Here is a 12,408-nt window from a genome sequence, read left to right on the forward strand (position 1 = left end):
GCAGCATCCTTTTCTTGCGATTCTTGGTTGGTATGACGCTTTGATGATACTGCATACCGCTTTTCTTCCCATCGCCCTGCGTGTTTGTTTCTTTCGGAAAGTAATTAGCGTCGGCGCGCGAAGAAATCGGTCATCAATCGCCCGCATTCTGCTTCGCGCACACCGCCAATCACTTCCGGTACAAGTCCGACGTGCGGATCGCGGGGAATATCCCATACCGAACCGCATGCACCCAACTTGGCATCCCACGCACCGAACACAATACGTCCGATATGCGTCTGCAGGCAGGCACCGGCGCACATAGGGCACGGCTCCAACGTAACGACAAGCGTGCAATCAGCGAGATTCCAAGTGTCAAGCGAGGCGGCCGCTTCAGCCATCGCCTTGACTTCGGCGTGGGCAAGCGGATCGGCATGCGTCTCACGCAGGTTCCGCCCGCGGCCAATCACTCGGCCGTCAGCGGCAAGCACGACGGCACCGACCGGCACCTCGCCATCCGCGGCGGCTTCGCGGGCCAGCGCGACCGCCAGTTCCATATCATCGTCCCATCGCATACGCCACAGTGTAGCGGCGGCCATACGACCGCTCCGCACGACTGGTCCGCACGTCCGACCTGCATGCCCGACCTGCGCGCCCAACCGAAGCGGCACGAACGTCAGCCCATAGCGAAACACGCTCATAACCGCCTCTTGGTAGGCTGGAAAAGGTTGGAAATACGCGCAAAGGAGGCACGTTGGCGGTATTCGAGTTGATTCTATGCATCATCGCTGCCGTCGTACTGTCCTCGTTCCTGAGCCGATTCATACCCAAGGTCTCCACGCCGCTCGTGCAGATCGCGTTGGGCGCGCTGGCATCACAACTGCCGTTCTTTCCGGACGTAACGCTCAGCCCTGAACTGTTCATGGTGTTGTTCATCGCGCCGCTGCTGTATTTGGAAGCGCACGAAATCGATAAATCGGAACTGCTCAAATCGGTGAAACTGTCGTTGTCATTGGCGATCGGTTTGGCAATCGCGACGATGGTGGCGGTTGGTTTCGCGTTGCATGCCGTATGGCCGGCGATTCCGCTTGCAGCGGCTTTGGCGCTCGGTGCCGCGCTTGGGCCGACGGATGCGGTCGCAGTGTCGTCGCTCGGCAAGGAAGCGGCGCTGACGCAACGGCAGACGAGCGTGCTGAAAGGCGAATCGCTGTTCAACGACGCGTCCGGCATCGTCGGCTTCCAGTTCGCCATCGCGGCGGCCGTCAGCGGTGTATTCGAAGTGGGCGAATCGGCCATGCAATTCGTGGCGTCCTTCTTCGGCGGCGCATTCTTCGGCATCGTCGTGGGCATGGTGGCTGACGTGGTGTTCGAAACGATGCGTTCCCTCGGCTGGGAAACAATGACCACACGTATTCTGATGGAGCTGTTCCTGCCGTTCATCCTGTATTTGGGCGCGGAAGCGGTGCACGTTTCCGGCATTCTTTCGGTGGTGGCCGCCGGCCTGATCATCCGTTTCGACCGCACCGGCATCGGCCCGAACGTGGCGCGCACGAACATCGTCTCGTCCAGCGTATGGGGAGTGCTGTCGTTTTCGCTGAACGGCACCGTATTCATTCTGCTGGGCATGCTGTTGCCGACCGCGATGACCGCCAGCTGGGACGATCCACGCGTCAGCAATTGGCTGCTTTTGATTGCGATTCTGACCGTTTCGGCCGTGGTGATCGCCATGCGTTTCCTATGGATTTCGCTGATGCTGCGATTGGCGCGCGACACCACCACCGGCAAGCGACGCAAGATGACGGCGAAGCGCTGGCGATCGGCGGCCGTCATGACGTTCGGCGGGCCGAAGGGCACCATCACACTGTCGCTGATGTTCACGATTCCGTACACAATCGCGGCGGGCGCGAATTTCCCGATGCGCAACGAACTGATCTTCATCGCCGGCGGTGTGATCGTGATGACGCTGCTGCTGGCGAATTTCCTGCTGCCGCTGCTCGCGCCGAATCGCAATAAGGACACGTCCACGGAAATGACGGAAATCACCATCGAAGTGCTGCGGCGGACCGTCGAGGAGCTGACGGGACGCGTCACGCCCGACAACCGACGTGCGGTGCTCATGGTCATCGACTCGTATACGAAACGCATCACGCGACTGAAGCAACGCACCGGCGAAATCGATCCGCAGGGGTATATGAGGCTGCAGATCGACGCGCTGAATTGGGAGAAGGAATACGTCAAGAACCGTCTGGCGGGCGTGCGTGCGGCCATCAAAGCGAATCCGACCGAGAACCGCGCCGCGAACGACCTGGAGGCCGAGGCCTGCGAGCGCCTGCTCGACCAGATCATGAGCTCGCTGCGCCACATCGAGACGGAGCACAATTCCGGACGCACGATCTGGCGTCTCAAGGGACGTCTCCGCGCGTTGCAGAGGCGTACGGGCACGCTGGTGCGCCGCGTGAACAGCCGCATCCGCCGCACCACCCCGCTGTTCTCCGACGACGAACTGTTCGCGCATACGCGCGTGGTGCAGGTGGACGCCATCGAGTATGTGATCGACCGACTGTATGAGGAGATGGGCGGCGACACGTACAACACCGAGCACTGCTCCGGCCTACTGTTGGACTACCGACGCAGCGAATCCGCGTTGAGGGCGCGTCCGAATATGGGCATCAGCGCCGAAGCGCAGGAACAGGCCGAGGAGGTCAAGCGCGAAAGCTACGGCATCGAGCTGGGCGTGATCCAGGACATGTATGAGGCCGGCGACATCACGCGTGCGCAAAGCAAGCAGCTGCGACGCAACGTGTATGTGATGAGCGTGGATGCGGACGCGCAGATCTGACGTTTTTTCGATTTCCGGCGTTCGGATCGCGTGGCGACGGACGATTGCGCAATGGCGGACGATCGGCTGGAATCGCATCCAGCCGAAATCGTGTTCGTCGGGAACTGTGCCAAATTGCGCCTGAACGAAATCGCCATCGGATTCTCAGGAAGTTTTCAGAAAACACCAGACATGCGCTCAGCATCAGGTGTTTATATATGAATTGTCAGCAGAAACAAGCCGACCAGGAACCTTGAAGTTCCCGACAATTGAACCCTTTCTTCTTCTCTCTCCTTTCTCTCCCCGGCGGCCAATCCCGCCGGGGTCTTCTTTTTTCGCCGCTTGCTTCGCCTCCCTTTCCCAGCTTGTTTCACGGCTTGTTTCACGTCCCTTTTCACGGATCTTTTCGCACTGCGAGCGTACGCCACAATCGCACGCTATATTGGAAATCATGAGCGACGCAATCGAAAACACAACAGGCAGCGCAGACAGCAATGATAAGACCAAGCTGATCGGCCGCGAATCGGACGTGGTGCCGGGACGTTTCGGTGAACCGCTGCAAATCACGCATGTGCAGTATTCGCACGGCGGCGGCAACACCGCGCCGAAACGACCGTTGTTCCTGTGCCTGCACGGCTGGGGGTCGAACGAGACGGACTTGGCCGACATGATGCGCTACGTCGCGCCATACAACGATTTTGCCTCGTTGCGCGCGCCGCTGACGTTGCAGCCGGCTGGCCGCTTTGCACCCGGCGCGTACTCGTGGCTGCATGATTGTGTGGATACCGGCGAGGATTTGGACCGTGACGCATTCGCCGCAGCGAAAGCAATCGACGATTGGGTTTCGGCGAACATTCCCGACGACCGTGCCGTGGTGCCGATCGGTTTTTCGCAGGGCGGTCTGCTGGCGATTCACTTGCTGCGCGTGCACCCGGAACGCTACGCGGCGACGATTTCGTTGTCCGGTTTTCTTGCGCCCGGCACTGTTGCGGGAACCGCGCCGGCGGACGATCGCGTGGCTGAACTCAACATTCCGACGTTCTTCGGCTATGGCAAGAACGATACCGTGATTCCCATGCCGGAACTGTTCGCGACCGCCGCGTGGCTGGACGAGCACACGTTCCTTACGGAAAAAAGCTATCGTGGGCTCGACCATTCCGTAAGTATGGAGGAGTTCAGCGATTTGCGCGATTGGCTTGCCGCGCACAACATCGCGCCGGGAATCCTGTAAATCCGGACCAGTTAGAACAATCGCCTCAGTCGGATCAGTCGGTGATGTCGGCCTTGTAGAAGTTCACGTAGGAACGGCTCGGGGTCGGGCCGCGCTGGCCCTGATAGTGCGATCCGGTGGTGGCGGAGCCGTATGGATGCTCGGCCGGCGAGCTCAGCTGGAAGAAGCACATCTGGCCGATCTTCATGCCCGGCCACAGCTTCACCGGCAGTGTCGACACGTTGGACAATTCCAGCGTGATATGACCTTCAAAGCCAGGGTCGATGAAGCCCGCGGTGGAGTGGGTAAGGATGCCGAGACGACCGAGCGAGCTTTTGCCTTCAAGACGAGCCGCGATGGATGCATCGAGCTTCACATACTCCCATGTGGACCCGAGCGCGAACTCGCCCGGGTGCAGGATCCACGGTTCGTCCGGTTTGACTTCGAACTGTTCGGTCAGCTCGCCCTGATTCTCAGCCGGATCCACGTACGTGTACGCATGATTGTTAAACAAACGGAAGAAACGGTCCAATCGCACGTCAATCGATGCCGGCTGCACCATCTCCGGGGTCCACGGATCGAGTGAGATATGACCGTCGGCCTGTGCGGCGAGAATGTCGCGATCGGACAGCAGCATCGAAATTCCTCCAAACATCACCGGAACAATCGTCATATGAGCGGGCGCGCAGCCAACGCGCGCCCACCAACTGTCGTCCAGTCTAGCCCGTCGACGCTATAAGCCAGCATCACCGCCGATGCATCGCACGTAGCACGCACTTGCGCAGCTCGGAGGCGACGAGCACAATCATCGCCAGGCCGAGGCATTCGACCCACGCACCCGCGGACAGCGGCACGGTACCGAACGCGGTGTTGAGGAACGGCACGTAGACCACCGCAAGCTGCAGCAGCGTGGACAGTGCGATCGCACCCCACAGCCACTTGTTGGCGAACAGCCCCACGAACACCGACTGGTCATGCGAGCGCGAGCACAACGCGTTAAGCATCTGCGCGAAGACCAGGATGGTGAAGCCCATCGTGCGCGCTTCCGTCATCTGCGCGTCATGTCCGATGGCATCCACGGAACGGTCCGTGAACAGACCTCCGGCGAGGTGCATGTCCATGCCGATCAGCGTGACGGCGGCCATGATGATGCCGATGAAGATGATGTCGCCCCACATCTGCCCGTCGATCACGCGGTCGGTGAGTTTGCGCGGCTTGCGGGCCATCACGTCGTCGGTGGAGGGATCGACGCCCATCGCCAAGGCCGGTGCCGCGTCGGTGAGCAGGTTGATCCACAGCAGCTGCGTGGCGAGCAGCGGCACGGTCACGCCTTGGCTGCCCGGCTGCGAGATGCCGAGGAAGCCGGCCAGCATCACACCGCCGAAAACCGTGAAGACCTCGCCCACGTTGGAGCTGAGCAGGTATCGCAGGAATTTACGGATGTTGTCGAAAATGCCACGGCCTTCGCGCACCGCTTCGACGATGGTACTGAAGTTGTCGTCGGCGAGGATCATCTTGGCGCTCTGCTTGGTCACTTCGGTGCCGGTGATGCCCATCGCGACGCCGATATCCGCGGTTTTGACGGCGGGCGCGTCGTTCACGCCGTCGCCGGTCATGGCCACGATATTGCCTTGCCGTTGCAGCGATTCGACGATCTTCAGCTTGTGTTCCGGCGCGACGCGCGCGTAGACGGAGATGTTGCGGGTGGCGTTGTCGAATGCGGCTTCGTCCGGCAGCTCGTCGAGTTGGGTGCCGGTAAGCACGGTGCTGCCGAGGTCCGCGGCACCGGTCGCGTCGATGATGCCTAAATCGCTGGCGATGCGTGCCGCGGTCAGCGGATGGTCGCCGGTGATCATGACAGTACGGATGCCGGCGCGGTGCGCTTCGGCGACGGAATCGCGCACTTCGGTGCGCGGCGGATCGATGATGCCCACCATGCCGACCCAGATCAGATCGTTTTCCAGCACGTCGCTCTGCTCGGCTATATCGACCACATGGCCGGCGGCGTTGATCGCCACACCCGGCACATCGGCAAGCGACGCGGTGCCGAGCGGACGGTATGCCTGGCCAAGCGTGCGGTACGCTTCGGCGGACAGACGTTCCACGGCTGCGAGAATCTGCTGGCGATCGCCTTGCGTCATCGGGCGGACGGCACCGTTGACTGCGATTCGGCTGCAGTAGCCGAGCAGTACATCGGGGGCACCCTTGGCGAAGACGGTGAGACGCCCGGCATCGGCGTTGTCCTGCGCGACGACGGCCATGCGTTTGCGGTCGGAGGTGAATGGAATCTCGCCCACGCGCGTGTAGTTCGCGTACTTACGATCGGCCTTCACCTTGCGTGCGGCGACGATAAGCGACACCTCAGTCGGATCGCCCACGGCCTCCCATAACGTATTGGCAGAGGAAGCGGAATCCGCGCCGTTCCGCACGGTTTCGACGGCGGTCTCGCGAAGCTCGCCGTCGTTTGCGATCGCGCCCACGGCCAGCGTGGTGACGGCCTCGGCCTGCGCCGCTTCGGCGGCTCCCGTAATTCCCGCGGCTTCCGCCGCGTCAATCGCAATCATTCTGCCTTCTGGCGCATAGCCGGTGCCGGTCAGCTGCACCTCACCGCTCGGCGTGACCACGCGTTCCACCGTCATCTCGTTGCGGGTGAGCGTGCCGGTTTTGTCGGAGCAGATCACCGACGCGGAACCGAGCGTTTCCACGGAATGCAGTTTCTTGACGATCGCATGATGTTCGGCCATGCGGCGCACGCCGAGCGCGAGCACGACTGTCAGAATCGCGGCGAGCCCTTCCGGCACGGCCGCGACGGCCAGCGAAACGGATAGCAGCAGCGAATCGATTACGTCGTGGATGTCGTTGAAGCCTTCGGTCAGCGCAAGCGCCACCAGCACGACCGCCGCGATAATGCACACCGCGATGCCGAGAATCTTGGAAACGTAGTTCATTTCCTTCTGCAGCGGACTGTCATCATCATCCGTGGCCTGCAGAAGGTCCGCGATTTTACCGACCTGCGTGCGCATGCCAGTGCTCGTCACGATTGCGCGGCCGGTGCCTTGCGTCACGGACGTGCCGTTGAACACCATATTGGCGCGATCACCCAAGGCCTTGGCTTCGGCAAGTGTGTCGACGTTTTTGCCGACCGGTACGCTTTCACCGGTCAGGCTCGCTTCCGCCACGCGCAGGCTGGCGGCGGCGAGCAGACGTCCGTCGGCGGGAATGGAGTCGCCTTCACCGAGCACGACCATGTCTCCCGGCACCACGTCGACGGTGTTGATGCGTGCGATTTTGCCGTCGCGCAGCACGTTGGTTTGCGGCGCGGTCATTTGGGAGAGCGCTTCGACGGCTTCTTCCGCTTTCGATTCCTGAATGTAGCCGAGTACCGCGTTGACGATAAGGATAAGCACAATGACGATGGCGTCGAACGGCAGTATTTCGCCGCCTTCCGCGCCTGGCGCAGCGTTGGCTTTTTCGATGAACCATGCGATGAGCGAGATGCCGGTGGCAGCGAGCAGCAGGTAGACGAGGGGGTCTTTGAACTGCGCCAGGAACTTCTTCCATTTTGGCACGGGTGGTGCGGATGCGAGCTCGTTCGGCCCGTATTGCGCGAGTCGGCGTTCAGCTTCGGCTTGGCTCAGACCGGTGTTCGGATCGACGCCGAGCGATGCGGCCACGGCTTGCGCGTCGGCAAGCGACGGGTCGATTTGTGGCGGCTGCTGGTTTTGCTGATCCTGCCGAATCTGCGTGCGATCGCCCGTAGCGGAATCGCCGTCAAAATTGGCATGGGACTGGATGGACTGATCTTTCTTGCGATCATCCATGGTGATCTCCTTGGGAGCGCCGCGGAGTAGTCAGCTCTCCCCCGTCTTACGTATGCCTCGAATCGCGGAAATCGAAAATCCGCGGAATCGCAAGCATTTTGCAAAGGCGAGGCAACGCTGCGCGGTTGTGGGCACCGGGCGGACGCCATCGGCGCATCCTGTTATTATCGCACATCCTCGGCGTGTGAAAAATGGACATGTGGCGGAACGATGCATGGCACGCGACGGGTGCACGATACCATGAAGTATGATATATTATCGGCAGTTAGTAAAATTCATTACTAAACGGTCGTGCAACATCGCACGGCGCAACCGCAACGATGCAGTGACACCAAGTAATACAGGGGGATGCAAGATGGCAGATACAGCCGAACTCGCAATCGTACATGCAACCACGGCAAGTGCAAGCTGGCTCACCGATCCGACGGTGTTCGCAGCGAACCGCAAGCCGGCACATTCCAGCCACCGATATGTCATCGGCGAGACGCGCGAGCCGAAGCAGAGCCTCGACGGCGAATGGAAGGTTCGTATCGAACAAGCGCGCAACGTGGACGTGGAAAGCGCTCCGTTCGCGGCCGTCGATTTCGAGGATGGCGATTTCGGCGCGATCGAGGTGCCGGGCCACTTGCAGATGGCCGGCTATCTCAAGAACAAGTACGTCAACATCCAATATCCGTGGGACGGTCACGAGGATCCGCAGGCGCCAAATATTCCGGAAAACAACCATGTGGCGATCTACCGCCGTCGATTCGCGCTCGACGCGCAGCTTGCGCGCACGCTGGAAAACGACGGCACGGTCAGCCTCACCTTCCACGGTGCCGCCACCGCGATCTACGTATGGCTTGACGGCACGTTCGTGGGTTACGGCGAGGACGGATTCACGCCGAGCGAATTCGATGTGACGGAAGCGCTGCGAAACGGCAATGGCAACGCCGCCGATTCCCCCGAAGCCGAGCATACGCTCACCGTCGCCTGCTACGAATATTCGAGCGCCTCTTGGCTGGAAGACCAGGATTTCTGGCGACTGCACGGCCTGTTCCGCACCGTCGAGCTCGCCGCCCAGCCGCATACGCACGTCGAAACCGTGCAGCTTGAAGCCGACTACACCGCAGCCGACACCGCCGGTACGGCCGACACCGCCGAACTCAACGCGGCACTCACCTTGCGCAACCCCGCCGACGCGATGACTATCGAAAGCACGCTGCGCGACGGCGACGGAAATGTCGTATGGGAATCAACGCAGGCCTGCAACGGCGAAATCGCCCTTAATTCCGGCAAAATGACGAACATCGCACCGTGGAGCGCGGAATCGCCGACGCTGTACACGCTGACCGTACGCGTCGTCGGACATGACGGCGCCATCATCGAAACCGTGACGCAGAAGATCGGCTTCCGCACGTTCCGCATCGAAAACGGCATCATGACGATCAACGGCAAGCGCATCGTGTTCAAGGGCGCGGACCGCCACGAATTCGATGCGAAGCGCGGCCGCGCGATCACCCGCGAGGACATGCTTTCCGACGTGGTCTTCTGCAAGCGGCACAACATCAACGCCATCCGCACCTCCCACTACCCCAACCAGGAGTATTGGTACGACCTGTGCGACGAGTACGGTCTGTATCTGATCGACGAGACGAATATGGAGACGCACGGCACGTGGGTGGCAAACAATGTCGAGCGTCCTGAAGACGGCATCCCCGGCAGCCGCCCCGAATGGGAGGGCGCGTGCGTGGACCGCATCAACAGCATGATGCGCCGCGATTACAACCATCCGAGCGTGCTGATCTGGTCGCTTGGCAACGAGTCGAGCGCGGGCGAGGTTTTTCGTGCGATGTATCGCCACGCGCACACGATTGATCCGAATCGTCCGGTACATTACGAGGGTTCCGTGCACATGCGCGAATTCGAGGATGTGACGGACATCGAAAGCCGTATGTACGCGCATGCTGACGAAATCGAACGCTATCTGAACGACGGCAGCCCGGCACATACGGACGGTCCAAAGAAGCCGTACATTTCCTGCGAATACATGCACGCAATGGGCAATTCGTGCGGCAATATGGACGAATACACGGCGTTGGAACGCTACCCGATGTACCAGGGCGGTTTCATTTGGGATTTCATCGACCAGGCAATCGAGACCAAGCTGCCCGACGGCACGACACGCATGTGCTACGGCGGCGATTTCGGCGATCGTCCAAGCGATTACGAATTCTCCGGCGACGGCCTGCTGTTCGCCGACCGCACCCCCTCGCCGAAAGCGCAGGAAGTCAAGCAGCTGTATGCGAACGTGAAAATTGCGGTTTCGGTCGATGAAGCGCGTATTACGAACGACAATCTGTTCGTGTCTACGGGCGATTATCGCTTCGTGCTGCGGATTTTGGCCGACGGCAAGCCGGTATGGTCGACTACGCGCCGTTTCGACGTGGCCGCCGGCGAGAGCGCTTCATTCGAAGTCGATTGGCCGGTTGATGACTACCGCAGCAACGCCGAAGAGCTGGTTTTGGAGGTATCGCAGCAGCTTGGCAACGCTTGCGATTGGGCACCGGCCGGCTACGAGCTGGCGTTCGGCCAGTGCGTGGTGGCAGGTGCGAAGACCACTGCAGATGCCGTTGACGCGGCCGGAGCTCCGGCCGACGGCACCGTCACCCTTGGCCGCTGGAACGCCGGCGTGCGCGGACAGGGTCGTGAAGCACTGTTCTCCCGCACACAAGGGGGTATGGTTTCATATACGTTCGGCGAGCGCGAATTCGTGCTGCGCCGCCCGTCGATCACCACGTTCCGTCCGCTGACGGACAACGATCGCGGTGCTGGACACGCTTTCGAACGTGCCGCGTGGGCGGTCGCAGGAAAGTATGCGCGTTGCGTCGACTGCGCGATCGCAAATCGTGGAGAAAATGCCGTGGAAGCCACGTATACGTACGAATTGGCGATTCCGCAGCGCACGAAAGTGACGGTCCGTTACGTTGCCGACACGGCCGGCCTCGTTTCGCTCGACGTCGAGTATCCAGGCGAGAAGAACGGCGATCTGCCAACGATTCCGGCGTTCGGTATCGAATGGGCGCTGCCGGTGGAATATGCGAACCTGCGATTCTACGGCGCCGGTCCGGAAGAGACGTACGCCGACCGCAGGCACGCGAAGCTGGGTGTATGGAGCACGACGGCTGGCGATGATTGCGCGCCGTACCTGCTGCCGCAGGAAACCGGCAATCATGAGGATGTGCGTTGGGCGGAGATCACGGACGATTCCGGCCACGGTGTGCGCGTGAAGCGCGGTGCCGGCGCAAAGCCGTTCGCGATGAGCCTACTGCCGTATTCGAGCACGATGCTGGAAGAGGCGCTGCATCAGGATGAGCTGCCGAAGCCGCGTCACATGTTCCTGCGTCTGCTGGCCGCGCAAATGGGCGTCGGCGGCGACGATTCGTGGATGTCGCCGGTGCATGAGCAGTACCAGCTGCCCGCCGACCAGCCGCTCAGCCTCAACGTTCAGCTCAAGCTGTTCTAAGCTAAGCCAGCTTCAGCCTCAAGCATAACCGCCGATTCGCGGCATAATTCCGGCCGACTTGCCAATAGGCAGGCCGGCCGATTCTGTTGATGGCTGAAAACAGGCAGGGTGCCTAAAATGAAAGCACGTCTTTGAAGCAAACGACGCCTCAAAGCATGTTTTTCTGAAGGAGGGCATCATGAGCTATCCAAATATGAATCCCGGCAATCCCAATGACCCCAGTCAACCACCGCAGCCGGGATACGGCGCCTATGCACCGAGCCAGCAAGCACAGCAATCGCAACAGCAGGACGGTCCACAAAGCGGCGGACCAGATGCCGAGCAGACCCCTCGCTATTCCGGCAATCCATATGGCAACCCCTACGGCAATCCGTATGGATATCCGTACGGTAATCCGTATGGTTACGACCCGAATAGCCATAGCAACGACAGTGGCGAGTGGGAGCCGGTAAGCCCGTTCAAGTTGGTGGAATCGTGGCTGCCGCAACGCGCGAAGAATGCCATTCGCGGTGTGTATGGCGTGCTCGGCGTGATGGCGATTGTGCTCGGCATTGCGCTACTCATCTGGCCGGGGGTGACGCTGAAGATCGCCGCGGTTGCGTTGGGCGCGTATTTCGTGATTTCCGGGGTGATCCGTATCGTCACCGCAATTGTGGAGCTCGGTCTGCCGGGAGGCTGGCGCGTGCTTGACATTCTGGTCGGCCTGTTGCTGACAGTCGGTGGCGTGGTCATGCTGAAGAATGCGACCCTGTCCGGCGCCATGCTGGCAGTGCTCGTCACTATGGTGGTGGGCCTCGGCTGGATGATGGAAGGCGTGATGGCGCTGGTTGAGTCGTGGCATATGCCAAGTTCCGCATGGGCTGTGATTTACGCGCTGATTTCGATTGTGGCCGGCTGCATCATGCTGTTCAGCCCGCTGGCCTCCACCGGTTGGCTGATTCTGTTTGGCGGATGCGCGTTGGTTGCACTTGGCATTGTGGCGATCGTCCGCGCGTTCACGTTTGGCAAGGTCGGCAAGTCCGGCAAGAAGCGCTAACTACGCGTAGTTCTCCCGTATAGGCGATAAACCCATACG

At 60.9% G+C, this 12,408-nt stretch carries 8 protein-coding genes; 5 read left to right on the forward strand and 3 right to left on the reverse strand.

The window, feature by feature from the left end; genetic code table 11:
- Positions 1-104 precede the first annotated feature (104 nt).
- Positions 105-554 (reverse strand): nucleoside deaminase, encoded by a 450-nt coding sequence (locus BAD_RS08300; protein ID WP_041777564.1) that lies wholly within the window; start codon positions 552-554, stop codon positions 105-107.
- A 179-nt stretch (positions 555-733) separates the two neighbouring features.
- Here BAD_RS08300 and BAD_RS08305 point away from each other — a divergent pair, with 179 nt between their 5' ends.
- The 3 genes from BAD_RS08305 to BAD_RS08310 all read left to right on the forward strand — a co-directional run bounded on the left by BAD_RS08305 (position 734) and on the right by BAD_RS08310 (position 4,028).
- Positions 734-2,818, forward strand: coding sequence for a cation:proton antiporter (locus BAD_RS08305; protein WP_041777445.1), 2,085 nt, complete (start codon positions 734-736; stop codon positions 2,816-2,818).
- A gap of 51 nt (positions 2,819-2,869) precedes the next feature.
- Positions 2,870-3,019: a hypothetical protein gene (locus BAD_RS09345; protein WP_158087787.1), complete on the forward strand. Its 150-nt coding sequence runs from the start codon at positions 2,870-2,872 to the stop codon at positions 3,017-3,019.
- 229 nt (positions 3,020-3,248) lie between these two features.
- Positions 3,249-4,028, forward strand: coding sequence for an alpha/beta hydrolase (locus BAD_RS08310; RefSeq protein ID WP_011743874.1), 780 nt, complete (start codon positions 3,249-3,251; stop codon positions 4,026-4,028).
- 34 nt (positions 4,029-4,062) lie between these two features.
- On the opposite strand, the gene dcd is transcribed toward BAD_RS08310, so the two are convergent.
- Positions 4,063-4,644, reverse strand: coding sequence for a dCTP deaminase (dcd, locus tag BAD_RS08315; RefSeq protein WP_011743875.1), 582 nt, complete (start codon positions 4,642-4,644; stop codon positions 4,063-4,065).
- A 109-nt stretch (positions 4,645-4,753) separates the two neighbouring features.
- A complete protein-coding gene (locus tag BAD_RS08320) occupies positions 4,754-7,828 on the reverse strand; it encodes a cation-translocating P-type ATPase (protein WP_011743876.1) in 3,075 nt (1,024 codons plus the stop codon).
- Between the two features lie 355 nt (positions 7,829-8,183).
- On the opposite strand from BAD_RS08320, the gene bgaC reads away from it, so the two are divergent.
- The gene (bgaC, locus tag BAD_RS08325; RefSeq protein WP_011743877.1) at positions 8,184-11,333 is read left to right on the forward strand and encodes a beta-galactosidase BgaC; all 3,150 of its coding nucleotides are present in this window, start codon (positions 8,184-8,186) and stop codon (positions 11,331-11,333) included.
- Positions 11,334-11,511: 178 nt separating this feature from the next.
- On the forward strand, positions 11,512-12,369 hold the full coding sequence (locus BAD_RS08330) for an HdeD family acid-resistance protein (RefSeq protein ID WP_011743878.1): 858 nt from the start codon (positions 11,512-11,514) through the stop codon (positions 12,367-12,369).
- The last annotated feature ends 39 nt before the right edge of the window (positions 12,370-12,408 follow it).

Source organism: Bifidobacterium adolescentis ATCC 15703 (assembly GCF_000010425.1).
GTDB classification, from domain to species: domain Bacteria; phylum Actinomycetota; class Actinomycetes; order Actinomycetales; family Bifidobacteriaceae; genus Bifidobacterium; species Bifidobacterium adolescentis.